General features: G+C 70.7%; 22 protein-coding genes. 13 read left to right on the top strand and 9 right to left on the bottom strand.

What is annotated here, in order from left to right:
* Positions 1 to 31 precede the first annotated feature (31 nt).
* The 7 genes from ACT1U9_RS08935 (at position 32) to ACT1U9_RS08905 (ending at position 6,676) form a co-directional block, all read left to right on the top strand.
* Entirely contained in the window at positions 32 to 577 is a 546-nt protein-coding gene (locus tag ACT1U9_RS08935) for a F0F1 ATP synthase subunit B (RefSeq protein WP_188275741.1), read from the top strand.
* Entirely contained in the window at positions 574 to 1,389 is an 816-nt protein-coding gene (locus ACT1U9_RS08930; protein WP_444537817.1) for a F0F1 ATP synthase subunit delta, read from the top strand. The genes ACT1U9_RS08935 and ACT1U9_RS08930 overlap by 4 nt, the downstream gene beginning before the upstream one ends.
* Before the next feature lie 141 nt (positions 1,390 to 1,530).
* A complete protein-coding gene (gene atpA, locus ACT1U9_RS08925; protein WP_444537816.1) occupies positions 1,531 to 3,123 on the top strand; it encodes a F0F1 ATP synthase subunit alpha in 1,593 nt (530 codons plus the stop codon).
* Between the two features lie 20 nt (positions 3,124 to 3,143).
* A complete protein-coding gene (locus ACT1U9_RS08920) occupies positions 3,144 to 4,061 on the top strand; it encodes a F0F1 ATP synthase subunit gamma (protein WP_444537815.1) in 918 nt (305 codons plus the stop codon).
* On the top strand, positions 4,061 to 5,503 hold the full coding sequence (gene atpD, locus ACT1U9_RS08915) for a F0F1 ATP synthase subunit beta (protein WP_444537814.1): 1,443 nt from the start codon (positions 4,061 to 4,063) through the stop codon (positions 5,501 to 5,503). The genes ACT1U9_RS08920 and atpD overlap by 1 nt, the downstream gene beginning before the upstream one ends.
* Positions 5,504 to 5,716: 213 nt before the next feature.
* The gene (locus ACT1U9_RS08910) at positions 5,717 to 6,091 is read left to right on the top strand and encodes a F0F1 ATP synthase subunit epsilon (RefSeq protein WP_188275736.1); all 375 of its coding nucleotides are present in this window, start codon (positions 5,717 to 5,719) and stop codon (positions 6,089 to 6,091) included.
* A gap of 138 nt (positions 6,092 to 6,229) precedes the next feature.
* Positions 6,230 to 6,676, top strand: coding sequence for a DUF2550 domain-containing protein (locus ACT1U9_RS08905; RefSeq protein WP_444537813.1), 447 nt, complete (start codon positions 6,230 to 6,232; stop codon positions 6,674 to 6,676).
* A gap of 108 nt (positions 6,677 to 6,784) precedes the next feature.
* Here ACT1U9_RS08905 and ACT1U9_RS08900 read toward each other — a convergent pair whose 3' ends face one another.
* The 3 genes from ACT1U9_RS08900 to ACT1U9_RS08890 all read right to left on the bottom strand — a co-directional run bounded on the left by ACT1U9_RS08900 (position 6,785) and on the right by ACT1U9_RS08890 (position 10,635).
* On the bottom strand, positions 6,785 to 8,638 hold the full coding sequence (locus ACT1U9_RS08900) for a glycosyl hydrolase family 18 protein (protein ID WP_444537812.1): 1,854 nt from the start codon (positions 8,636 to 8,638) through the stop codon (positions 6,785 to 6,787).
* Positions 8,639 to 8,797: 159 nt separating this feature from the next.
* Entirely contained in the window at positions 8,798 to 9,445 is a 648-nt protein-coding gene (locus ACT1U9_RS08895; RefSeq protein ID WP_444537811.1) for a response regulator, read from the bottom strand.
* The gene (locus ACT1U9_RS08890; RefSeq protein ID WP_444537810.1) at positions 9,442 to 10,635 is read right to left on the bottom strand and encodes a sensor histidine kinase; all 1,194 of its coding nucleotides are present in this window, start codon (positions 10,633 to 10,635) and stop codon (positions 9,442 to 9,444) included. The genes ACT1U9_RS08895 and ACT1U9_RS08890 overlap by 4 nt, the downstream gene beginning before the upstream one ends.
* A gap of 155 nt (positions 10,636 to 10,790) precedes the next feature.
* Here ACT1U9_RS08890 and ACT1U9_RS08885 point away from each other — a divergent pair, with 155 nt between their 5' ends.
* On the top strand, positions 10,791 to 11,351 hold the full coding sequence (locus tag ACT1U9_RS08885; RefSeq protein ID WP_444537809.1) for a hypothetical protein: 561 nt from the start codon (positions 10,791 to 10,793) through the stop codon (positions 11,349 to 11,351).
* 4 nt (positions 11,352 to 11,355) lie between these two features.
* Here ACT1U9_RS08885 and ACT1U9_RS08880 read toward each other — a convergent pair whose 3' ends face one another.
* A complete protein-coding gene (locus tag ACT1U9_RS08880) occupies positions 11,356 to 11,928 on the bottom strand; it encodes a cob(I)yrinic acid a,c-diamide adenosyltransferase (protein WP_444537808.1) in 573 nt (190 codons plus the stop codon).
* A gap of 281 nt (positions 11,929 to 12,209) precedes the next feature.
* On the opposite strand from ACT1U9_RS08880, the gene ACT1U9_RS08875 reads away from it, so the two are divergent.
* From ACT1U9_RS08875 to ACT1U9_RS08865, 3 genes are all read left to right on the top strand, one after another.
* Positions 12,210 to 13,058: a 3-hydroxyacyl-CoA dehydrogenase family protein gene (locus ACT1U9_RS08875; protein ID WP_444537807.1), complete on the top strand. Its 849-nt coding sequence runs from the start codon at positions 12,210 to 12,212 to the stop codon at positions 13,056 to 13,058.
* Positions 13,059 to 13,217: 159 nt separating this feature from the next.
* The gene (locus ACT1U9_RS08870) at positions 13,218 to 13,541 is read left to right on the top strand and encodes an STAS domain-containing protein (RefSeq protein WP_067163978.1); all 324 of its coding nucleotides are present in this window, start codon (positions 13,218 to 13,220) and stop codon (positions 13,539 to 13,541) included.
* Between the two features lie 263 nt (positions 13,542 to 13,804).
* On the top strand, positions 13,805 to 16,432 hold the full coding sequence (locus tag ACT1U9_RS08865) for an ATP-binding protein (RefSeq protein WP_444537806.1): 2,628 nt from the start codon (positions 13,805 to 13,807) through the stop codon (positions 16,430 to 16,432).
* Between the two features lie 492 nt (positions 16,433 to 16,924).
* Here ACT1U9_RS08865 and nucS read toward each other — a convergent pair whose 3' ends face one another.
* Positions 16,925 to 17,596: an endonuclease NucS gene (gene nucS, locus ACT1U9_RS08860; protein WP_444537805.1), complete on the bottom strand. Its 672-nt coding sequence runs from the start codon at positions 17,594 to 17,596 to the stop codon at positions 16,925 to 16,927.
* Positions 17,597 to 17,811: 215 nt separating this feature from the next.
* On the opposite strand from nucS, the gene ACT1U9_RS08855 reads away from it, so the two are divergent.
* Entirely contained in the window at positions 17,812 to 18,204 is a 393-nt protein-coding gene (locus ACT1U9_RS08855) for an SCO5389 family protein (RefSeq protein WP_361430468.1), read from the top strand.
* 189 nt (positions 18,205 to 18,393) lie between these two features.
* Here ACT1U9_RS08855 and ACT1U9_RS08850 read toward each other — a convergent pair whose 3' ends face one another.
* Positions 18,394 to 19,464 carry an LLM class flavin-dependent oxidoreductase gene (locus tag ACT1U9_RS08850; RefSeq protein ID WP_444537804.1) on the bottom strand — a complete coding sequence of 357 codons (1,071 nt, stop codon included), beginning with the start codon at positions 19,462 to 19,464 and terminating at the stop codon, positions 18,394 to 18,396.
* Positions 19,465 to 19,679: 215 nt separating this feature from the next.
* Here ACT1U9_RS08850 and ACT1U9_RS08845 point away from each other — a divergent pair, with 215 nt between their 5' ends.
* On the top strand, positions 19,680 to 20,009 hold the full coding sequence (locus ACT1U9_RS08845; RefSeq protein ID WP_188275725.1) for an ATP/GTP-binding protein: 330 nt from the start codon (positions 19,680 to 19,682) through the stop codon (positions 20,007 to 20,009).
* Positions 20,010 to 20,045: 36 nt separating this feature from the next.
* On the opposite strand, the gene ACT1U9_RS08840 is transcribed toward ACT1U9_RS08845, so the two are convergent.
* From ACT1U9_RS08840 to ACT1U9_RS08830, 3 genes are all read right to left on the bottom strand, one after another.
* Positions 20,046 to 20,891, bottom strand: a complete 846-nt coding sequence (locus ACT1U9_RS08840) for an ABC transporter permease (protein ID WP_444537803.1) — start codon at positions 20,889 to 20,891, stop codon at positions 20,046 to 20,048.
* Entirely contained in the window at positions 20,888 to 22,048 is a 1,161-nt protein-coding gene (locus ACT1U9_RS08835) for an ABC transporter ATP-binding protein (RefSeq protein ID WP_444537802.1), read from the bottom strand. Before ACT1U9_RS08835 ends, ACT1U9_RS08840 begins: the two co-directional genes overlap by 4 nt.
* Positions 22,049 to 22,223: 175 nt before the next feature.
* A complete protein-coding gene (locus tag ACT1U9_RS08830) occupies positions 22,224 to 23,003 on the bottom strand; it encodes an ABC transporter permease subunit (protein WP_444537801.1) in 780 nt (259 codons plus the stop codon).

Raw genomic sequence — 23,003 nt, 5'->3', positions numbered from 1 at the left:
TCCGACGAAAGGCACTGATGTGAACCTCACCATGGTTCAGCTGGCGGCCGAGGGCAAGGAAAACCCCCTCGTTCCGCCGTGGCCTGAGCTCGTCATCGGCCTGATCGCCTTCGTCATCGTCTTCGGCTTCCTCGCCAAGAAGCTCCTCCCGAACATCAACAAGGTTCTGGACGAGCGTCGCGAGGCCATCGAGGGCGGTATCGAGAAGGCCGAGGCCGCGCAGACCGAGGCTCAGAGCGTGCTGGAGCAGTACAAGGCCCAGCTCGCCGAGGCCCGCCACGAGGCTGCCCGCCTGCGCCAGGAGGCGACCGAGCAGGGCACCGCGCTCATCCAGGAGATGAGGGCGGAAGGCCAGCGGCAGCGTGAGGAGATCATCGCTGCCGGTCACGCCCAGATCGAGGCGGACCGCAAGGCCGCCGCGCACGCGCTCCGTCAGGACGTGGGCAAGCTCGCCACCGACCTGGCCGGCAAGCTCGTCGGCGAGTCCCTTGAGGACCACGCCCGGCAGAGCCGCACCATCGACCGCTTCCTCGAGGGTCTTGAGGACAGCGCGGCGAAGGCCGAGGCCACGCGATGAACGGAGCGAGCCGCGAGGCACTGGCTGCCGCACGCGAGCAGCTCGACGCGCTGATGGACAACACGTCCGTCGACGCGGCGAAGCTCGCCGGTGAGCTGGCCGCCGTCACCGCGCTGCTCGACCGCGAGGTGTCGCTGCGCCGGGTCCTGACCGACCCGGCGCAGGCCGGCGAGGCCAAGGCCGAGCTGGCCGGACGCATCCTCGGCGGCCAGGTCGGCGGCGAGAGCGCCGACCTGGTGAGCGGCATGGTCCGCTCCCGCTGGTCGCGTTCGCGCGACCTGGTGGACGCGCTGGAGGAGCTGGCGAACACCGCCGACCTCACCGCGGCGCAGCAGTCCGGCGCGCTGGACGACGTCGAGGACGAGCTGTTCCGGTTCGGCCGGATCGTCACCTCGAACACCGAGCTGCGGTCCGCCCTGACCAACCGCGCCGCCGCGCCGTCCGCCAAGGGCGAGCTGCTGCGCAGCCTGCTGGGCGGCAAGGCGAACGCGGCCACCGAGCGGATCGTCACGCGGCTTGTGACCCAGTCCCGTGGACGTAGCCTGGAAGCGGGCCTCGAGTCCCTTTCCAAGCTCGCCGCGGCGCGCCGGGACCGCATGGTCGCGGTCGTCACCTCGGCGGTGCCGCTGACCGACGCCCAGAAGCAGCGCCTCGGTGCCGCTCTGGCGAAGGTGTACGGCCGCCAGATGCACCTGAACCTGGACGTGGACCCGACGGTCCTCGGCGGGATCTCGGTGCGCGTCGGTGACGAGCTCATCGACGGGACCGTCGCGGAGCGTCTCGACGAGGCGAGCCGGCGGCTGGCCGGCTGACCTGCTCCGGCAGCGTCACCAACTCAACAAGCATCACCAGCGGCCCGGTTGGGCCGTGCAGAGATTGCAGAAGATTCCTGGGGGTCGGCCCCCAGACCCCCAAAGAAACTTCGGGCCCAACAAGGAGAGCAGGGAACCCAGATGGCGGAGCTCACGATCCGGCCGGAGGAGATCCGGGACGCGCTGGAGACCTTTGTCCAGTCGTACAAGCCGGACGCGGCCTCGCGCGAGGAGGTCGGTACGGTCAGCCTTGCCGGCGACGGCATTGCCAAGGTCGAGGGCCTTCCCTCGGCGATGGCCAACGAGCTGCTGAAGTTCGAGGACGGCACCCTCGGTCTCGCCCTCAACCTTGAGGAGCGCGAGATCGGTGCGATCGTCCTCGGCGAGTTCAGCGGCATCGAAGAGGGCCAGCCGGTCACCCGTACCGGCGAGGTCCTGTCCGTCGCCGTCGGCGAGGGCTACCTGGGTCGCGTCGTCGACCCGCTCGGCAACCCGATCGACGGCCTCGGCGAGATCGAGACCGACGGCCGCCGCGCCCTTGAGCTGCAGGCCCCGGGCGTCATGGTCCGCAAGTCGGTCCACGAGCCGATGCAGACCGGCTACAAGGCCGTCGACGCGATGGTGCCGATCGGCCGCGGCCAGCGTCAGCTGATCATCGGCGACCGTCAGACCGGCAAGACCGCGCTGGCCGTCGACACGATCATCAACCAGCGCGACAACTGGCGCACGGGCGACCCGAAGAAGCAGGTCCGCTGCATCTACGTCGCCATCGGCCAGAAGGGCTCCACCATCGCCTCGGTGCGCGGTGCCCTGGAAGAGGCCGGCGCGCTGGAGTACACGACCATCGTCGCCGCCCCGGCGTCCGACCCGGCCGGCTTCAAGTACCTTGCGCCGTACACCGGTTCGGCCATCGGCCAGCACTGGATGTACCAGGGCAAGCACGTCCTGATCATCTTCGACGACCTGTCGAAGCAGGCCGACGCCTACCGCGCCGTGTCGCTGCTGCTGCGCCGTCCGCCGGGCCGCGAGGCCTACCCGGGCGACGTCTTCTACTTGCACTCGCGTCTGCTGGAGCGCTGCGCCAAGCTCTCCGACGACATGGGTGCCGGTTCGATGACGGGCCTCCCGATCGTCGAGACCAAGGCGAACGACGTGTCGGCGTTCATCCCGACCAACGTCATCTCCATCACCGACGGCCAGTGCTTCCTGGAGTCCGACCTGTTCAACGCCGGCCAGCGTCCGGCCCTGAACGTCGGTATCTCGGTCTCCCGCGTCGGTGGCTCGGCCCAGCACAAGGCGATGAAGCAGGTCTCCGGCCGACTCCGTGTCGACCTCGCCCAGTACCGCGAGCTGGAGGCGTTCGCCGCCTTCGGTTCCGACCTGGACGCGGCCTCCAAGGCGTCCCTTGAGCGCGGTAAGCGCATGGTCGAGCTGCTGAAGCAGGGCCAGTACCAGCCGATGCCGGTCGAGGAGCAGGTCGTCTCCGTCTGGGCCGGTACCACCGGCAAGATGGACGACGTCCCGGTCGAGGACATCCGCCGCTTCGAGGCCGAGCTGCTGGAGTACCTGCGCCGCGAGCGCAAGGAGCTCCTCACCTCGATCGTCGAGGGCGGCAAGATGTCGGACGACACGCTGCAGTCGATCGCCGACGCCATCGCTGCCTTCAAGCGCCAGTTCGAGACCTCGGACGGCAAGCTCCTGGGCGACGACGCGCCGGTCTCCACCAGCAAGTGACGACGGAAGGGACCTGACTCATGGGAGCGCAGCTCCGGGTCTACAAGCGTCGCATCCGATCCGTCACCGCGACCAAGAAGATCACCAAGGCGATGGAGATGATCGCCGCCTCGCGCATCGTCAAGGCGCAGCGCAAGGTGGCCGCCTCCAAGCCGTACGCGACCGAGCTCACCCACGCGGTGACCGCGGTGGCGAACGGTTCGACCACCAAGCACCCGCTCACCACCGAGGCCGAGTCCCCGGTCCGGGCCGCGGTCCTGCTCATCACGAGCGACCGCGGTCTGGCCGGCGGCTACTCCTCCAACGCCATCAAGGCGGCGGAGCAGCTCACCGCGCGGCTGCGCGGCGAGGGCAAGGAGGTCGAGACGTACATCGTCGGCCGCAAGGGTGTCGCCTACTACGGGTTCCGTGAGCGCAAGGTCGCGGACTCGTGGACCGGCTTCACCGACAGCCCGACGTACGCGGACGCCAAGCAGGTGGCCGCCCCCCTCATCGAGGCCGTCCAGACGGACACGGCCGAGGGTGGCGTGGACGAGCTGCACATCGTCTTCACGGAGTTCGTGTCGATGATGACGCAGACGCCGGTCGACAACCGGATGCTGCCGCTGTCGCTGGACCAGGTCGAGGAGGAGAGCGGCAAGAAGGGCGAGATCCTTCCGCTGTTCGACTTCGAGCCGTCGGCGGAGGACGTCCTCGACGCCCTGCTGCCGCGCTACGTCGAGAGCCGCATCTACAACGCGCTGCTGCAGGCCGCCGCTTCCGAGCACGCCGCCCGCCGCCGCGCGATGAAGTCGGCGACCGACAACGCCGGGGAGCTCATCAAGAGCCTCTCCCGGCTTGCCAACGCGGCCCGCCAGGCCGAAATCACCCAGGAAATCAGCGAGATCGTCGGTGGCGCGAGCGCCCTGGCCGACGCGACCGCGGGGAGTGACAAGTAATGACGACGACAGTTGAGACGGCCGTTGCCACGGGCCGCGTCGCCCGGGTCATCGGCCCGGTCGTCGACGTGGAGTTCCCCGTCGACGCGATGCCGGAGATCTACAACGCGCTGCACGTCCAGGTGGCCGACCCGGCCGAGGACGGCAAGCTCAAGACGCTGACCCTGGAAGTCGCCCAGCACCTGGGCGACGGCCTGGTCCGCACCATCTCGATGCAGCCGACCGACGGTCTGGTCCGCCAGGCCGCGGTGGTCGACACCGGCGACGGCATCAAGGTGCCGGTCGGCGATGTCACCAAGGGCAAGGTGTTCAACACCCTTGGCGAGATCCTGAACAAGCCCGAGGCCGAGTCCGAGGTCACCGAGCGCTGGGCGATCCACCGCAAGGCCCCGAACTTCGACCAGCTCGAGTCGAAGACCGAGATGTTCGAGACCGGCGTCAAGGTCATCGACCTTCTCACCCCGTACGTCAAGGGTGGAAAGATCGGCCTCTTCGGCGGCGCCGGCGTCGGCAAGACGGTGCTCATCCAGGAGATGATCTACCGTGTCGCCAACAACCACGACGGTGTGTCGGTGTTCGCGGGCGTCGGTGAGCGTACCCGTGAGGGCAACGACCTCATCGAGGAGATGACGGACTCCGGCGTCATCGACAAGACCGCGCTCGTCTTCGGCCAGATGGACGAGCCCCCGGGCACGCGTCTTCGGGTCGCCCTGGCCGGTCTGACGATGGCGGAGTACTTCCGTGACGTCCAGAAGCAGGACGTCCTCTTCTTCATCGACAACATCTTCCGGTACACCCAGGCGGGTTCCGAGGTGTCGACCCTGCTCGGCCGTATGCCCTCCGCGGTGGGCTACCAGCCGAACCTGGCCGACGAGATGGGTCTCCTCCAGGAGCGCATCACCTCGACCCGTGGTCACTCGATCACCTCGATGCAGGCGATCTACGTCCCCGCGGACGACCTGACCGACCCGGCCCCGGCCACCACGTTCGCCCACCTCGACGCGACGACGGTTCTCTCCCGTCCGATCTCCGAGAAGGGCATCTACCCGGCCGTGGACCCGCTGGACTCGACGTCCCGCATCCTCGACCCGCGGTACATCGCGGCGGACCACTACAACGCCGCCATGCGTGTCAAGGGGATCCTGCAGAAGTACAAGGACCTCCAGGACATCATCGCGATCCTCGGTATCGACGAGCTGGGCGAGGAGGACAAGCTCGTTGTCCACCGCGCCCGTCGCGTCGAGCGCTTCCTGTCCCAGAACACCCACGTCGCCAAGCAGTTCACCGGCGTGGACGGCTCGGACGTGCCGCTCGACGAGTCGATCGCCGCGTTCAACGCGATCTGCGACGGTGAGTACGACCACTTCCCCGAGCAGGCGTTCTTCATGTGCGGTGGCATCGAGGACCTGAAGGCCAACGCCAAGGAGCTGGGCGTCTCCTGAATCGCCTGACTCGTAAGAGTCGCGTTTCGGCGGAGAGGGGCGGGCCGGTCCCGCCCCTCTCCGTACGCCCACGCTGCACCTCCCGGGGGCCAACCCCCGGACCCCCGGCCGAGAGGCCGGGGCGGGCCCTGACACATTCGTGCTCCGGGCCCTACTAGACTTGTGACCCAACACCCGGCAGTAACCGCCGGGTGGTGACCCGAGGAGCCCACCTTGGCTGCTGAGCTGCACGTCGAGCTCGTCGCCGCGGACCGTAGTGTCTGGTCCGGCGAGGCCACCCTGGTCGTCGCGCGCACCGCGTCCGGCGACATCGGCGTCATGCCCGGTCACCAGCCGCTCCTCGGAGTGCTGGAGTCCGGCCCGGTGACCATCCGTACGAGCGAGGGCAGCACTGTCGTCGCCGCTGTGCACGGCGGGTTCATCTCGTTCGCGGACAACAAGCTCTCTCTGCTCGCGGAGATCGCGGAGCTCGCGGACGAGATCGACGTCCAGCGTGCCGAGCGCGCGCTGGAGAGCGCCAAGTCGGCCGAGGACGCCGTCGCCGAGCGGCGCGCCGAGGTCCGGCTGCGTACGGTGTCGGTGCGCTAGCGCCCCGCCGAACAGTTTTGCCCTCAGCCGCGGTCACGGGTCTGGAATTTTCCGGACCCGGCCGCGGCTGAGGCGATGCAGGCACAGTGAGACCGGGGCGATCCCCCGGCCCCGAATGGAGCGAGGAGGTCGGTGGAGATGACCCTCGTTCTGCTTGTGGGCGGCGTGGTTGTCGCGCTGGTACTGGTGGGACTCTTCGTCTTCGGTCTGCGCCGACGCCTGATCCAGCGTTCCGGCGGGACCTTCGACTGCAGTCTCCGCTGGGATGTGCCGGAGGGGGGCGACCCCGGGGGCAAGGGCTGGGTGTACGGGGTGGCCCGCTACAGCGGCGACCGTATCGAGTGGTTCCGCGTCTTCTCGTACGCGCCTCGGCCGCGCCGTCTTCTTGAGCGGTCCGCCATCGAGGTGGTCGCCCGGCGCCAGCCCGCGGGCGAGGAGGAGCTGGCGCTCCTGTCCGACGCGATCGTGCTCGGCTGTACGCATCGGGGCGTGCGCCTCGAACTCGCGATGAGCGAGGACGCGCTGACGGGCTTTCTGGCGTGGCTGGAGGCGGCACCGCCCGGCCAACGGGTGAACGTGGCCTGACCTGTCGGTTCGGCTGCGGACCGTGGGTGGCTTGTCGCGCAGTTCCCCGCGCCCCTGGTAGCTCCGGGTGAACGGGGACGGGCCGTCCACCCGGGGCCGTAGCTGGGGCTACCTCAACCCGGAATCGATCGCCGAGATCAGTTCGCCGTTTGGCGTGTCGCCACTGAACTCCCAGAAGAACGCGCCCTTGAGGCCCTGCGTCTTCACGTACGACATCTTCCCCACGATCGTCGACGGGGTGTCGTAGCTCCACCAGTTGGTGCCGCAGTGGGCGTACGCCGTGCCCGCGATCGTTCCGGTCACCGGGCAGGAGCTCTTGAGGACCTTGTAGTCCTCGATGCCCTGCTCGTACGTGCCGGGGGCGGGGCCCGTCGCCGTACCGCCGGGCGCGTCCTGGGTGACGCCGGTCCAGCCGCGGCCGTAGAACCCGATCCCCAGGTTCAGCTTCGCCGCCGGGATCCCCTTCACCTTGTACTTCTGGATCGCCGCGTCCGTGTTGAAGCCCGCGATCGGGATGCCGGCGTACGAGGTGAGCGGCGAGTGCGGAGCCGTCGGCCCCTTCGCGTCCCACGCACCGAAGAAGTCGTACGTCATCACGTTGTACCAGTCGACGTACTGCGCCGCCCCGGCGTAGTCCGCCTGGTCCATCTTGCCGTTGTCCGAGCCGTCGGCGGTGACGGCGGCCGTCACCAGGGCCGAGGAGCCGAACTTGGCCCGCAGCGCCGCCAGCAGGTTCTTCAGCGACGCCTGACCACTGGTGTCGCAGGAGAGCCCGCACGCGTTCGGGTACTCCCAGTCGATGTCGATGCCGTCGAAGACATCGGCCCAGCGCGGGTCCTTGACCAGGGAGTAGCAGGAGTCGGCGAACGCGGCCGGGTTGGCCGCCGCCGCGCCGAAGCCGCCCGACCAGGTCCAGCCGCCGAACGACCACAGCACCTTGAGGTTCGGGTACTTCTTCTTCAGCTCGCGCAGCTGGTTGATGTTGCCCGCGACCGGCTGGTCCCAGGTGTCGGCGGTGCCGTCGACGCTGGAGGAGGCGTCGTACGTCTTCTGGTAGTCGGCGTACGCGTCACCGATGGCGCACTGGCCGCCCGTGACATTGCCGAACGCGTAGTTGATGTGGGTGAGCTTCGCCGCCGAGCCCGAGGTGACGATGTTCTTCACCTGGTAGTTGCGCTGGTAGACGCCCCAGTCGGTGAAGTAGCCGAGCTTGACCGTGGAGCCGGGGTCGGGGTTGGAGCCGCCGCCCGTGGTGGTGACGGTGAGCGTGCCGGAGGAGGGCCCGGTCTGGTCGGCGCTGTCGCGCGCGGTCACGCTGTACGAGTACGTCGTCCCGGCGGTGAGGCCTGAATCGGCGTACGTCGTGCCCGTGACCGTCGCGATCTTCGTCGAGCCGCGGTACACGTCGTAGTTCTTGACGCCCTTGTCGTCGGTGGCCGCGCTCCACGACAGGTTCAGCGAAGTGTCGGTGACGTTGCTCGCGGTCGGGGTGCCGGGTGCGGAGGGCGGGTTGTCGCCGGGCGGGGTCGAACTCCCGTCGCAGGAGCCGCCGTTGAGCTTGCAGCCCGAAGGGGCGCCGGAGCCCGCGCCGTTGAAGCCGAAGGTGACGCTCGCGCCGGGGGCGAGCGTGCCGTTGTACGACTTGTTCTTGGCGGTCCAGTGGTCGGCGCTGCGGGTGACGTCCGCGTCCCAGAACGAGGTGACGGACGTACCGGAGGGGTAGTCCCACTCCACGGTCCAGGAGCTGAGCGTCGTGGTGCCGGTGTTCTTGACGGTCCACTGGGCGCCGAAGCCGGAGCCCCAGTCCTGGGTCTTGGCGTAGGTGGCGGTGGCCGAGGCGGCGGCCTCGGCGGGGGACGCGGCGGCCAGGCCGACGAGCGCGGCCAGGGGGAGTGCCAGCGCGGTCAGGGCCGCGGTCGCTCTCGATCTCAAGCGGGTGCGCAGGCGTGGTGCAGTGCTCAAGGGAGACTCCCTGAGTGAGGTCCGACGGGTGTGGGGGTGGGACCCTGCTCCGTCCGGTGAGCACACGGATGTCGTGGCACGCTCACACAGCAGTGCCGTGAGCGTAGGAAGGTCTGGACCAATCGTCAAGAGGTCCAGACCAACGGCCGGAAGCTTTCGCTATATCCCCAACTCCTGGGCCAGAACCGCGGCTTGGACCCTGCTGCGCAGCTCCAGCTTTCCCAGCAGACGGCTGACATGCGTCTTCACCGTGGCCTCCGCCATCTCCAGACGTACGGCGATCTCGGCGTTGGAAAGGCCCTCGCCCAGGCACGAAAGTACCTCGCGCTCGCGGCGGGTGAGTGTGTCCAGCGCGGCCGGAGGCTCGGCCGGGGCCTTCGAAACGGTCGGCGCCGCGAACTCCGCGATCAGGCGGCGGGTGACCGCCGGGGCGATCAGGCCCTCGCCGCGCGCCACCGTCCGCACCGCCTCGATGAGGTCCTTCGCCTCCGTGTTCTTCAGCAGGAAGCCCGCGGCGCCCGCGCGCAGCGCCCCGAAGACGTACTCGTCGAGGTCGAAGGTGGTCAGGACCAGGACGTCCGCGAGCTGTTCCGCGACCACCTGACGGGTCGCCGACACGCCGTCCAGCCTCGGCATCTGCACGTCCATCAGGACCAGATCCGGGCGCAGTTCGCGTGCGAGGCGCACCGCCTCCTCGCCGTCGGCGGCCTCCCCGGCCACCTCGATGTCGGGGGCGCTGCCCAGGATCAGCACCAGACCGGCCCGTACCGACGACTGGTCCTCGGCGACCAGTACCCGGATCGTCATACGCTCGACTCGCCTTCCGTGATGGGCAGTTCGGCCCACACCCGCCAGATCCTGCCGCCGTCGGCGCCCGGTTCCGGGCCCGACTCGAAGGTCCCGCCAAGGAGCGCGGTCCGCTCCCGCATCCCCACCAGACCCGCCCCCGACCCGGGCGCGCGCGGCCCCGGGCGGTCGCCGTACGGGCTGGTCACCCGGACCGTGAGCGCCCGCCAGGTGTGCGCGAGCTCCGCCGTGACCGTACCCGGCGAGGCGTGCTTGAGGGCGTTGGTCAGCGACTCCTGGACGATCCGGTACGCGGCGAGCTCGACCGGGGCGGGCAGCGCGGCGCCCGGTGGCCGGGTGTCGTCGAGCGCGAAGTCGAGCCCGCTGGAAGCGCCGTTGGCACGGGCCCGTTCGAGCAGTGCGTCGAGCCCGGCGAGCGTGGGCGCGGCGGCCGGTTCGCTCTCGGCGCCGCTGTCCCGGAGCAGCCCGATCAGGCGGCGCATCTCGGCGAGCCCCGCCACGCTGTTCTCGCGGATCACGGTGAGCGCCCGGCCGGTGGTCGCCGGATCGTCCAGGGAGAGCGCGGCGGTGGAGTGGATCGCGATGGCGGAGAGGTGGTTGGCGACCATGTCGTGCAGCTCGCGGGCCATCCGGGCGCGCTCGGCGACCACCGCCTGGGCGCGGTCGATCTCGGCGAGCAGCGCGGTCTGCTCGGCGCGCAGCGTCGCCGTCTCGGCCGCGTCGCGGTGGTTGCGGACCAGCGCGCCGGTGGTGGCGGGCGCGAGAAAGACGAGCCCGGTGACGATGCCGATGAGCAGGGCCTGCGGGGTGCGGAACCAGGCGAGGAAGCCGATGGTCAGGGCGACGGTGACCAGTCCGGTGGTGACCGGGATGCGGCGGGCGGCGGTGGGCGTGCCGTACAGGACGGCCGCGTAGACGAGGTCCGTGAACATCAGGACCGTGGCCAGGTTCCCCGCGGTGAACTGGTCGGCGACCACCATGGCCGTACCGCCGACCAGGGCGGCCCGCGGGCGGGTGCGGCGCAGCAGCTCCAGGCCCGCCGTCACCGCGAGCGGCACCAGCGACCAGCCCCAGCCGAGCAGCCCACTGCCCCCGGAGACCAGCCGCAGCCCCCACAGCACCAGACCGCCGGCCAGCCCGACGACGGCGATCCGCACGTCGTCGCGGTGCGGGCGGGGAAAACGTTTCACGCTCCCATGAAACACGGGGCCGGCGGCCCGGACGTCCCCGTACCGGCCGAGACGGCGGTACATCGAAGGATGCAGTGCCGATTCCTCACCGCCGACGACGAACGGGCCCGATCCCGCACGGACGCTGGAAGGGAGTCCGAACGAGGAGAGACACCGTGATCGTCACACTCATCGTCATCTGCGAGGCCGGCTTCTGGGTGCTGCTCGCCGGTGGCCTCGCGCTGCGCTACTTCGCGAGGATGCCGAGGGCGTCGGTGGCGGTGCTGCTGTGCGAGCCGCTGCTCGAACTGCTGCTGCTCGTCGTCACCGTGATCGACCTGAGGAACGGCGCCGAGCCGGACTGGAAGCACGGCCTCGCCGCCGTGTACCTCGGCTTCTCGGTGGCGATGGGCCACCATCTGGTGAAGCGCGGCGACGCGTGGTTCGCCCACCGCTTCGCGGGCGGGCCGCGCCCGCCGAAGGCCCCGGCGGGCGGCACCGCCCGCGCGGTCCACGAGTGGCGCACGGCGGGCCGCTGGGTGCTGGCCGCCGTGATCGCGATCGCGCTGCTGCAGGGCGCGATCTGGTACGTGGGCGGGGACGGGGAGATCGGGTCGCTGCGGATGTGGCAGCAGCGGATGGTGTGGCTGATCGGGATCAACCTGGTCATCGCGCTGAGCTACACGCTCTTTCCCAAGCGGGTGGAGCGGGCGAAGTCCCGCAAGAGCCTGTTCTGACCCTTCAGCGCTCGCCGCCCGGCACCCACAGCACGTCCCCGAGCTCCTTGTTCGCGGTGCGGGCCAGGATGAACAGGAGGTCGGAGAGGCGGTTCAGATAGGTCGCCGTGAGCGGGTTCATCGCCTCGCCGTGCACCTCCAGGGCCGCCCAGGTGGAGCGCTCCGCGCGGCGTACGACCGTGCACGCCTGGTGCAGCAGGGCGGCGCCGGGAGTGCCGCCCGGGAGGATGAAGCTGCGCAGCTTCTCCAGCTGCTCGTTGAAGTGGTCGCAGTCCGCCTCAAGGCGGTCGATGTAGAACTGCTCGACTCGCAGCGGCGGGTACTCCGGGTCCTCGACCACCGGCGTCGACAGGTCCGCGCCCACGTCGAACAGGTCGTTCTGGACCCGGCCGAGGACCTTCGCCACCTCCTCGGACAGCTGCCCGAGCGCCAGCGCCGTGCCGATCACGGCATTCGCCTCGTTGGCGTCCGCGTACGCCGAGATCCGCAGATCCGTCTTGGCGGTACGGCTCATGTCGCCAAGAGCCGTCGTGCCCTTGTCGCCGGTACGGGTGTAGATACGCGTCAGATTGACCATGGGGTCAGAGTAGTTAGCCCCGGGCCGTCCCCAAAGTGTCCCGTGACGCCCTCGCGGTCCTCGATGACATTGAGGAGTTGTGGGGCCAAAAGGTGCTCAAGTACGCGGTAAAGGCCGAGCGATGACCATGATCCATGCCCTCGATGGGACCCGGCACACCCATCTCGGTGTGATGTCCGTCATCTGAGACGTGACGCGCATCTCTTAGGGCTCCCAAGACGGCTCACGGCCGATAGCCTCCGCCGGAGAGCCGTAGAAGTAAGCCGTCAAAGGGGTGTGAAGTGGCCAGGAAGCTCGCCGTCATCGGGGCCGGACTCATGGGTTCGGGCATCGCGCAGGTCTCCGCCCAGGCGGGCTGGGACGTGGTGCTGCGTGACGTCACCGACGCGGCGCTGGCCCGGGGCACCGACGGCATCAAGGCCTCGTACGACAAGTTCGTGAGCAAGGGCAAGCTGGCCGCGGAGGACGCCGAGGCCGCGCTCGCCCGTATCACCACCACGACCGACCTGGACGCGGTGGCGGACGCGGACATCGTCGTCGAGGCCGTCTTCGAGAAGCTGGAGGTCAAGCACGACATCTTCCGCACGCTCGACCAGATCGTGCGCGACGACACCGTGCTCGCCTCCAACACCTCCGCCATCCCGATCACCAAGATCGCGGCGGTCACCAAGCGCCCCGAGCGGGTCGTCGGCGCGCACTTCTTCTCGCCGGTCCCGATGATGCAGCTGTGCGAGCTCGTACGCGGCTACAAGACCAGCGACGAAACCCTCGCCATCACCCGGGAGTTCGCCGAGTCCGTCGGCAAGACCTGCATCGTCGTCAACCGCGACGTCGCCGGTTTCGTCACCACCCGCCTCATCTCGGCGCTCGTCGTCGAGGCGGCGAAGCTGTACGAGTCGGGCGTGGCCACCGCCGAGGACATCGACCTCGCCTGCAAGCTGGGCTTCGGCCACGCGATGGGACCGCTGGCCACGGCCGACCTGACCGGCGTGGACATCCTGCTCCACGCCACCAGCAACATCTACACCGAGTCCCAGGACGAGAAGTTCGCGCCGCCGGAGCTGATGCGCCGGATGGTTGACGCGGGTGACATCGGGCGCAAGAGCGGGCAGGGCTTCTACAAGCACTGATTGACACACCCTCACCTCCTGTCTCCCCAGCATCACTCCATGGGGTGAATTAGGTATCGGTTCGCTCACAGACGGCAACTTCCCTGCGTTCTGTGCAGTCAGTTGGTGCAGTAAGAGACGACAGGCAGACAGGCATACGGAGCACTCCGGGGAGTACACATGCATATCAGGGGCGACCACGTCGAGCTGGTCGTCGGGGGCCGCCTCGACGTCCGCAGCGCGGCGGACGCCCGTACGGTCCTGCACTCGGCCGTCGACGACGGAGCCGGCGACCTGGTGCTCGACCTGACCGAACTCGACTCCTGGGACGCCACCGGGCTCGGCGTGATCATGGGCGCCCACCGGCGGGCCGGCCGCTGCGGCCGACGGCTCGTCCTGCGCGGCGTGCCACCCCAGATGCAGCGCCTGCTCGTGGCGACCCGGCTGCACCGCATCCTCGCCATCGAAGGCGGCATCGCGGCCGAGGCGCTGCCGCGCGTATGACCTTGGTACGGGGCTCTCGCGGACGACTTGTGCGGTAGTTGTGCGCGGGGTGTGAGAGCGGCACTCCGCGCCCAATCCTCACCGGACTGTGACGCTCTGGGCGGGGTGGCACCCCGCCGGTGCAGAGATACTGGTCGAAGGATTAGGGTGCGGTCTCCCGCCGGTCGACATCCCAAGCGGCGGGGTCCGGACCAGAGCGACAGCGCAGTACGTAGCGGCCGGGAGGGGCACCGTTACGCACGCGCATCTGGGGGGCTTTGACCATGGACCCGATGGACGACAACCGGGGACCGGAAGAGTTCGACCACGATTCGGACGGCTCGGATACTCCGGGCGCCGGTGCGCCGCAGCCGCAGCGCGACCGTGACGCCGTGAGCCCCGGGCTCGGCCGGCGCACCGCCGGTCCGGCCCGCACGGTCCAGCTGGTCTCCGGTGACTTCCTGCTGACCGTCAACCCCGTCGACGGCAGCGAGATCGAGCCGTGCCCGCCCGGCGAGATACCCGGACGGCCCGCCCGCCGCACCGCCGCCGAACGCGCCGAGCGCGAACGCTCGCTCAGGCCCCCGGTGCCCGCGGCCCCCGCCGCACCCGCGCCCGTCCTGCTTGAGCGCGGCGAGGAGCGCGAGCGTCTTGGCCGGCTGCTCGGGCGCGGCCGCTCGGTGCGGCTCACCGGCCCGGCCGGCTCCGGGCGCACGGTGCTGCTCGACGCCGTCGCCGCCGACTGCGCGCGCCTGGCGCCCGACGGCGTCGTCCGCCTCAACGGCCACCGCCGCACCGCCCATGAACTGCTGCACGAGCTGTACGCGGCCGTCTACCGCGCCCCGCTGCACCGGCCCGACCGGGCGGGGCTGCGGGAGCGGGTGCGCGAGATCGGCGCGATCGTCCTCGTCGACGACCTGGAGTTCGGCGGGGCGCCTTTGGAGGAACTGCTCGACGCCGCGCCCGAGTGCGCGTTCCTGCTCGCGGCCACACCCGAGGTCGCGGCGCCGCTCGCCGACTCGCACCTCGAAGAGGTCTTCCTCGCCGGTCTCGGCCGGGGCGCCTCGCTTGAGCTCCTTGAGCAGGGCGTGGAGCGGCCGCTCACCGACGACGAGGCCAACTGGGCGGGTGACCTCTGGTTCGAGTCGGAGGGCCTGCCGCTGCGGTTCGTGCAGGCGGGCGCGCTGCTGCGGCAGCGGGACACACTGCGCGGCGAGGGCGTCGCGCGCGACGAGTTCGGGCTGCCGGTGGAGGAGCCGTCCGACCTGTCCGTGTTCTCGGCCGAGGGCCGCGAAGTGCCGCTGCCCTCGCTCGGCGACGGCGCGGCCCCCGCCGCCCCGCTCGCCGCCCGGCTCGGCCAGGCCGCCCGCGACACCCTGCGGTTCGCGGTCGCGCTCGGCGGCGAGGTGCCGCACCAGGCGCATCTGCCCGCGCTCATCGGGGACACCCACGCCGACGCCGCGCTCGGCGAACTGCTCGGCTGCGGCCTGCTCTCCCCGGCCGGTACGCGCTACCGGCTCGCGGCGGGCGTGCTCACCCAGCTCGACGCCGCCGGATACGGCGAGGACGCGGGGGAGCGGGCGCACACGGCCGCCCAGCACTACGCCTGGTGGACCGGGCACCCCTCGGTCACTCCCGAGCGGGCGGCGGCCGAGTCGGACGCGGTGCTCGCGGCGCTCGGCGCGCTGGTGCCGGGCGGTGACTCCGGGCACCCCGCGACGGCGGTGGAGCTCGCGCGCAGCGCGGCGCCCGCGTTCGCGGCGGGGTTGCAGTGGGGCGCGTGGGAACGGGCGCTGCGCATCGGCTCGGCGGCGGCCCGCGTGACAGGCGAGGTGGCCCAAGAGGCGTACTTCCACCACGAGTTGGGCGTACTGGCGCTGTGCAGCGGGAACGTGGACCGCGCGCGGGCCGAGCTGGAGGCGTCCATCGGGCTCAAGGGCGCGCTCTCCGACAAGCGCGGCACGGTCGCGGGCCGGCGGGCGCTGGCCCTGGTCGAGGACCGCTCCGGCGGCCCGGTGGTCTCCGGCGGCCGCACCCCGGCGGGCGACGAGGTCCCGGCGGCGCGGTACGAGGAGTCCCAGTCGCCCCCGGCCGGCGTTCCGGCGCCGCCGATCCCGCTGGAACTCCCGGACTCCACGCCCACGTTGCTGACCCCGCGCGTGGTCACGGCCCCGGCCCGTCGCCGCCGTACGTTGCTGACGGGCACGCGTCGCAACCTGGTGGCGGCGGGCGCGGGCGCCCTGCTGGCGGCGGTCCTGGGCACGGTGGTCACCCTGGGCGCGACCTCCAGCGGCTCCTCGGACTCGCCCGGCGACAAGGTCAAGCAGCAGCAGTCGGCGAACGAGGGGGATGTGGGCGGCGAGGGCGGGGTGCCCGCGCAGACGCCGTCGGACGGTTCGACGCAGCGGGTGCCGGGCGGGGGCTCCCACTCGGCTCCCGGCCACCCGTCCAAGCCCGGCACTCCCGGGACGACCCCGGACACCCCCGGCACCACGCCGCCGGGTTCCACCACGCCCACGGGCAAGCCGTCCACCCCGACGACGAAGCCGACGAAGCCGACGGGGAAGCCGTCGTCGCCCACGACCGGTGGGACGTCGGGGTCGCCCACGTCGGGGGGGACGACGTCGACCGGGGGGACGAGTACGGGCGGTACGACGGGGGGTACCTCGACGGGGCCGACCACGGGTGGGTCGACGACGACGTCGGGTGGTTCGGGTTCGTCCGGTGGCACGACGACTGGTCCGACCACGGGTGGTACGACGACGTCGGGCGGCGGTTCGGGTTCGGGCAGTACGACGACGGGTCCGTCCACGGGCGGTACGTCCACGACCGGCACGTCCACGGGCACGACGGGAACGACGACGTCCGGCACGCCGGGCGGCAGCACGTCCCCGAGCCCGTCGAAGTCGTAGGGACCCCCACCCCACCCCTTCCCGAAAGCCCTGGGCGGGCGGCCGGGTGGTGGGGTGAGGGCGGTCTCCCGGGGGCTGCGCCCCCGGACCCCGTTTTTCGGCTGGCCGCCGGTGGGGGCTTGTCGCGCAGTTCCCCGCGCCCCTTAAATGGGCCCTTCGGGCCCTCCTGGGGGCGCGGGCAACCCGGCACCGGTCGTTGATGGGCCCGGAGGGCCCTCTTAGGGGCGCGGGGAACTGCGCGAGCAACCCAGCACGATCCGCAGCCGAAGCGGGGCGCAGGGGCGCAGCCCCGCATACCCACCCACCCCAGGGGCGCAGCCCGCTTCCCACCCACCCCAGCCGGGGTCCGGGGCGGAGCCCCGAGAGCGGGGTGCGGGGGCCGCAGGCCCCGCCAGGGGTTCAGAGGGCCTAGCCCCCGGGAAAACACCTCCGCCCCCCACCCACCCCCGGAGGGTCTAGGTGAAGGGGCGGGGTGGGGCATGGAAACGGGGGCTAGAACAGGCGGAGTTTGTCGTCCTCGATGCCGCGCATCGCGTTGTAGTCGAGGACGACACAGCCGATGCCCCGGTCAGTGGCGAGCACGCGAGCCTGCGGCTTGATCTCCTGCGCCGCGAACACCCCCTGCACAGGCGCGAGGTGCGGATCCCGGTTCAGCAGCTCCAGGTAGCGGGTGAGCTGCTCGACGCCGTCGATCTCACCCCGTCGCTTGATCTCGACCGCCACCGTCCCGCCGGACGCGTCACGGCACAGGATGTCGACCGGCCCGATCGCCGTCGGGTACTCGCGGCGGATCAGCGTGTACCCCTCGCCCAGCGTCTCGATCCGGTCCGCGAGCAGCTCCTGCAGATGCGCTTCCACGCCGTCCTTGATGAGACCGGGGTCCACACCCAGCTCGTGCGAGGAGTCGTGCAGGATCTCCTCCATCGTGATGATGAGCTTCTCGCCCGCCTTGTTGACGACCGTCCAGACGCCGGAGTCGTCCCCGGTCCCCTCCTTGAGGGTGCAGGGCGGAGACATCCAGTTGAGGGGCTTGTACGCCCGGTCGTCCGCGTGAATGGAGACACTGTTGTCCGCCTTCACCAGGATCAGCCGGGTGGCGGAGGGCAGATGGGCGGTGAGGCGGCCCGCGTAGTCGACGGAGCAGCGGGCGATGACGAGACGCATGGTCGGCAACGCTACTCGAATCCCCCCACCGAACGCGATTCGTCCGGCAAAGCGCTGTTCGTTATTGGCCGGTTACGTGCCGAGTACCTGTCGCGGGCCCCATGCCGCGCCTACCGTATAAGCGGGAGGTTGTCGGCCAAGCACGCTGCGTGGCCGACTTCGTTCCTTTCCCTGCCCGTAAGACCCCCACCTTCGGGGTCGCGAGAGGAGAAACCATGTCGCTCGACGTCTCACCGGCCCTACTCGAACAGGCCGAGCGAGGCGAGGTCGACGAAGCCGATTTCGTCGACTGCGTCCGGACCTCCCTGCCGTACGCATGGGAGATGATCAGTTCGCTGGTGGCTCAGCTGAAGGTGGACGGTGGCGAGTTCGCCGACAACCAGACGCCTCCGCCGGACGAACAAGCACGCGGCCAGCTGCTGCGCGCGCTCGCGAGTGACGCCATCCGCGGTGCTCTCCAGCGGCACTTCGGTGTCCGGCTGGCGTTCCAGAACTGCCACCGTGTCGCGGTGTTCCCGCTGGACCCGTCGTCCGACGAGAGGCTCGCCCGCTTCACGTCGATCCGGGGCCAGCTGCTCAACCAGTCGCCGGAGCTGAGGGACTGCTGAAACCTTGCCGCCGCTCCGCATCGCGGGAGGTGCAACTGATGCGGAGCGGGGGTCCGATCGCGGGGCTCCGCCCACCAGCCCCGCCCTACGCCCGCCACGGTCCCTCCGGCAACGTCCCTCACGACCCCTCCAGCACCCCGGTCACGCCCCCTGCGGCGACATTGCTCACGGTCCCTTCGGCAACTGCCCTCACGCCCCCTCCGGCCGTACCCCGGACTCTCCCTCCGGCCGCTCAAGGAGCGGCACCACCTCAGCGCCCAGACGTCGTACGTTCTCCTCCGTCGCCGCCAGGTCGCCCGCGCCCTCGACCAGGAAGGCGAAGCGTGTGATCCCCGTCTTCTCGGACGTCGCCGCGATCCGGTCCGCCGCCAGCTGTGGGGGGCCCACCGGGTGTAGCGAGCACAGGAGTTCCGTGTACGCGATGGGGTCGCGCATCGCGCGGTGGCGGCCGTCGACCGTCACATGGGCGTCGAGCCCCGTCTTCAGCCAGCCGGGCATCGCCTTGAGCAGCGTCTCGGCCGCATCAGGCTGGCTGTCCGCGATCTGGGCCACTCCGGCCGAGACATGCGGCGCGGCCGCGACCGCGTCCGGGGCCACGCCCGACGCCAGCGCGTGCGAGCGCCACAGCGCGACCATCTCCGCCTTCTCCTCGTCGCCGCAGTGCATCCCGAGCAGCATCGGCAGGCCGCGCTCGGCGGCGAGTTTGACGCTGTTGGGCGAGGTGCACGCCACGATGACCTCGGGCCCGGGCGGGCCGTCCGCGAGGAGCTCGTCGGGCCGGGGCACCACCGGGACCTCCCGGAAGGCGAAACGTTCTCCCAGACTCGAAACCCGCGGTTCGGTCAGCCAGCGCAGCAGCAGGTCGAGGGACTCGGGGAAGCCCTCCTCGTACGCCTTCAGGCCGGAGCCGAAGACCTCCAGGTCGACCCAGGGACCGCCGCGGCCCACGCCCAGCGAGAACCGGCCACCGGACGTCAGGTGCAGCAGCGCCGCCTGTTCGCCGAGCGCCACCGGGTGCGCGCTGGGCAGCACGCTGACGGCCGTCCCGACGCGGATCCTGCGCGTACGCCCCAGGAGCAGCGCGGCCAGGGTCACGGCCGACGGGCACACCCCGTACGGCACGAAGTGGTGCTCGGCGAGCCAGACACAGTCGAGGCCCGACTCCTCGGCCACTTCGGCGGACCGCACCGCCCGGTGCAGTGCCTCCCCCTGGCCCTGGCCCGGGAATTGGGCTGCCAGTACAAAAGTTCCGACGCGCATCGCTCTTGCCTCCTCACGGCCGACGCGGCTCCCCCTCTTACCGGCAACAACGTCTGACAAGTGCCAAGGGCACGGCCCAGCGTGAACTTCTTGCGATAGTCCGGTAAGTGTCCCCCGTACGAGTTAACGTGCCACTCCGGTCCAGGCTCGGGTACCCGGGTCCGGTGGCTCTACGCTGGAGGCAGTCCGTCCGCCCGGCCCCGTGAGGTGTTTCCGTGTCCCCGCGCCGCAACCGCCCCAAGGGCGGCGACCAGCCGACCGAGCCGACCGCCGCGGGAAGTGGTGACCGCTACGGTCTCCAGCGCACCGAGACGTACCAGGGCGAGGAGTGGTCCGTACGTCATGTGAGCGGTGCGAGCTCCGGCGGCAAGCGGTACCGCTGTCCGGGCTGCGACCAGGAGATCCCGGCCGGCGTCCCGCACGTCGTGGCATGGCCCGAGTACGGCGGCGTCGACGACCGGCGGCACTGGCACAAGGCGTGCTGGAACGCGAAGGACCGCCGCACCAGCAGGGTGCAGCGGTCCAGGAACGCGCCGAGGTACTGACCGTACGAAGTACGGAAGCAGCCGAAAGACGGAGTGTCAGACGTCGCGCTTGCTCAGGGCCGCGAACGCGCCACCGAGGGCAACCGCCGTCACACCCGCCAGGATCAGCAGCGGCATCCAGCCGTGCGGGCCGGAATCGGTCACCGACGCGCCGTAGAACACGGCCAGTTGGCTCGGGATCGAGTACTGGAACAGGGCCTGGCGCACCGAGTCGAGCGACGGCGAGAACATGAACAGCGCCAGCACGAGCGGCAGCAGCACCACGCCGATCATGACGGTGATCGCGCCGGCCGAGTGCCGGATCAGCGCGCCGATGGCGAGCGAGAGCAGGCCGAGCATCGAGATGTAGAGCCCGACGCCGACGGTCGCCTTCAGCAGCTCGCCGCCGGACGGCTGCCTGCCGCTGGTCACCATGCCCGTCTGGAGCATCGCCACCAGGAAGGTGGAGGCCGTCACGATGACGAACGACAGCAGGAAGAAGACGATCGCCTTCGCGGTGAGGATCCGGGCCCGGCTGGGGCACGCGGTCAGCGTCGTACGGATCATGCCCGTGCCGTACTCGGAGGCGATGGTCAGCACGCCGAGCGTGATCACACAGATCGAGCCGAGCAGCACTCCGTAGAAGCCGAGGCTGACCACGGGGGTGTCGCCCATGTGCGCGTCGGAGGAGTTGACGGCGACGGCCGCGAGCAGTCCGATGCCGAGCACGAGCACGATCAGCACGCCGAGCGTCCACATCGTGGAGCGCACCGAGCGGATCTTGGTCCACTCCGAGGCGAGCGCGTCGCCGAGCGTCGCGGGCCGCACCGGGATCGGCGAGGTGTACGCGCCGTAGGCCGCACCCGGCGCCTGCTGCGGGGCCTGCTGGTAGGGGGTGCTCATCGGGCGTCCTCGGGCTCGGTCAGGGAGGGTGCGGCGGCGGGGGCCGGGGGAGCGGCGGGGGCGACCGGAGCGGCCACCGGGGGCTGCGCGGGGGCGGCCGGGGCCACGGGCGCCTGGCCCGGGGCCGCGTACGGGTTCTGTCCCGGCGGCGGCGGTGCGTACCAGCCCTGGGTGGGCACCTCGGGGATCACCGGCGGCGGCGCGTACCCGGGCGGCACCGGCGGCATCAGACCGGCCTTCTGGTCGGCCGTGGAGCGGTAGTCCACCGCGCCCTGCGTCATCCGCATGTACGCCTCCTCAAGGGAGGCCTGGTGCGGCGAGAGCTCCCACAGGCGTACGTCGGCGCCGTGCGCCAGGTCGCTGATGCGCGGCAGCGCGAGACCGGTCACCCGCAGGGCGCCGTCCGGCTCCGGCATGACCTGGCCGCCGGCCTCGGTGAGCGCGGCCGTCAGCTTCTCGCGCCCGGTCTGCTCGGGCGTCCGCACGCGCGCGAAGTCGGCGGAGTTGTGCGAGATGAAGTCCTTGACGCTCATGTCGGCGAGCAGCTGGCCCCGGCCGATGACGATCAGGTGGTCGGCGGTCAGCGCCATCTCGCTCATCAGGTGCGAGGAGACGAAGACGGTCCGGCCCTCGGCGGCCAGCTGCTTCATGAGGTTGCGCACCCACAGGATGCCCTCGGGGTCGAGCCCGTTGACCGGCTCGTCGAAGAGCAGCACGTGCGGGTCGCCGAGCAGCGCTGCGGCGATGCCGAGCCGCTGGCCCATGCCGAGCGAGAACCCCTTGGAGCGTCTGCCCGCGACGTCCTGGAGGCCGACGACCCCGAGGACCTCGTCGACCCGGCGGGCCGGGATGCCGGAGAGCTGGGCGAGCGAGAGCAGATGGTTGCGGGCGCTGCGGCCGCCGTGCACGGCCTTGGCGTCGAGCAGCGCGCCGACCTGGCGGGGCGCGTTGGGGAGCGTACGGAAGGGGTGGCCGCCGATGGTGACATGGCCGGAAGTGGGCTGGTCCAGGCCGAGGATCATGCGCATGGTCGTCGACTTGCCGGAGCCGTTGGGCCCCAGGAAGCCGGTGACGGCGCCGGGCCTCACCTGGAAGGAAAGGTTGTACACGGCTGTCTTGGCGCCATAGCGCTTCGTCAGGCCGACTGCCTCGATCATTCTCCAGCCCCATCGACGGTGTGGGTCGTCGGGGCGGTGGCCGTCCGCAGCCAGGGTGCCCCCGTATGAGTGAGGAGCTTATCCAGGACTTTACGGTTCCGGCCAAGCGAAGAGACATGCGTTACGTGTGGTTCTGCCCGGTATGCACCGCACGCCTCCCGGCCCTCACCAGGCGTTACGCGTCCCGCCTCTTCAGGACCAGATAGCCGCCCGCGAGCGCCGCGACCACCCACAGCGCCATGATCCCGAGCCCCGCCCAGGGCCCGTACGGCGGTGGCTCGCTGTTCATCGCGTCCGGCACCACCCGCATGATCTTCGAGCCCGCCTGGTCCGGGAAGTAGCGGGCCACCTTCTTGGCGCCCGGCACCGCCGACAGGATCTGCGAGACCAGGAAGAAGAACGGCATCAGGATGCCGAGCGAGAGCATCGAGCTGCGCAGCATCGTGGCCACGCCCATCGAGAAGAGCGCGATCAGCGCCATGTAGAGGCCCGCGCCGAAGACCGCGCGCAGCACATTGGGCTCGCCGATGGTGGTGCGGTGCGGGCCGAGCAGCGCCTGGCCCAGGAAGAAGGAGAGGAAGCTGGTCGCCATGCCCACGACCAGCGCGAGGGCGGTGGCGACCGCGAGCTTGGCGAAGAGGAACGTGGCCCGCTGCGGCACGGCGGCCAGTGAGGTGCGGATCATGCCCGAGCTGTACTCGGTGCCGACCACCAGGACGCCGAAGACCACCATCGCCAGCTGGCCGAGCACCATGCCGGAGAAGCTGATGAAGGTCGGGTCGAAGGTGGCGCGCTCGGCCGGCTTGAGGTCGTTGAACTGCGACTTCATCAGCGCGGACAGGGCCGCGCTCACCGCGACCGTGACGACGAACGCGCTGATCAGGGTCCAGGAGGTGGAGGAGACCGAACGGATCTTGGTCCACTCGGAGCGGAGGACGGCGGGTGCCGATGCCAT

This window comes from Streptomyces sp. BR1 (assembly GCF_052373795.1).
In the GTDB taxonomy this organism is placed as follows: Bacteria; Actinomycetota; Actinomycetes; order Streptomycetales; family Streptomycetaceae; genus Streptomyces.
The sequence above is the reverse complement of the archived record's forward strand: the minus strand, read 5'-3'. Positions and strand labels throughout refer to the sequence as shown.

Excerpts from the sequence above, each read along its gene's own strand:
- ACT1U9_RS08930 (WP_444537817.1), top strand. The coding sequence starts at position 574 with ATGAACGGAGCGAGCCGCGAGGCACTGGCTGCCGCACGCGAGCAGCTC.
- nucS (WP_444537805.1), bottom strand. The coding sequence starts at position 17,596 with ATGCGTCTCGTCATCGCCCGCTGCTCCGTCGACTACGCGGGCCGCCTC.
- ACT1U9_RS08905 (WP_444537813.1), top strand. The coding sequence starts at position 6,230 with ATGACCCTCGTTCTGCTTGTGGGCGGCGTGGTTGTCGCGCTGGTACTG.
- ACT1U9_RS08880 (WP_444537808.1), bottom strand. The coding sequence starts at position 11,928 with ATGGTCAATCTGACGCGTATCTACACCCGTACCGGCGACAAGGGCACG.
- ACT1U9_RS08870 (WP_067163978.1), top strand. The coding sequence starts at position 13,218 with ATGCATATCAGGGGCGACCACGTCGAGCTGGTCGTCGGGGGCCGCCTC.
- ACT1U9_RS08835 (WP_444537802.1), bottom strand. The coding sequence starts at position 22,048 with ATGATCGAGGCAGTCGGCCTGACGAAGCGCTATGGCGCCAAGACAGCC.
- ACT1U9_RS08935 (WP_188275741.1), top strand. The coding sequence starts at position 32 with ATGGTTCAGCTGGCGGCCGAGGGCAAGGAAAACCCCCTCGTTCCGCCG.
- ACT1U9_RS08830 (WP_444537801.1), bottom strand. The coding sequence starts at position 23,003 with ATGGCATCGGCACCCGCCGTCCTCCGCTCCGAGTGGACCAAGATCCGT.
- atpA (WP_444537816.1), top strand. The coding sequence starts at position 1,531 with ATGGCGGAGCTCACGATCCGGCCGGAGGAGATCCGGGACGCGCTGGAG.
- ACT1U9_RS08865 (WP_444537806.1), top strand. The coding sequence starts at position 13,805 with ATGGACCCGATGGACGACAACCGGGGACCGGAAGAGTTCGACCACGAT.
- ACT1U9_RS08855 (WP_361430468.1), top strand. The coding sequence starts at position 17,812 with ATGTCGCTCGACGTCTCACCGGCCCTACTCGAACAGGCCGAGCGAGGC.
- atpD (WP_444537814.1), top strand. The coding sequence starts at position 4,061 with ATGACGACGACAGTTGAGACGGCCGTTGCCACGGGCCGCGTCGCCCGG.
- ACT1U9_RS08895 (WP_444537811.1), bottom strand. The coding sequence starts at position 9,445 with ATGACGATCCGGGTACTGGTCGCCGAGGACCAGTCGTCGGTACGGGCC.
- ACT1U9_RS08850 (WP_444537804.1), bottom strand. The coding sequence starts at position 19,464 with ATGCGCGTCGGAACTTTTGTACTGGCAGCCCAATTCCCGGGCCAGGGC.
- ACT1U9_RS08920 (WP_444537815.1), top strand. The coding sequence starts at position 3,144 with ATGGGAGCGCAGCTCCGGGTCTACAAGCGTCGCATCCGATCCGTCACC.
- ACT1U9_RS08840 (WP_444537803.1), bottom strand. The coding sequence starts at position 20,891 with ATGAGCACCCCCTACCAGCAGGCCCCGCAGCAGGCGCCGGGTGCGGCC.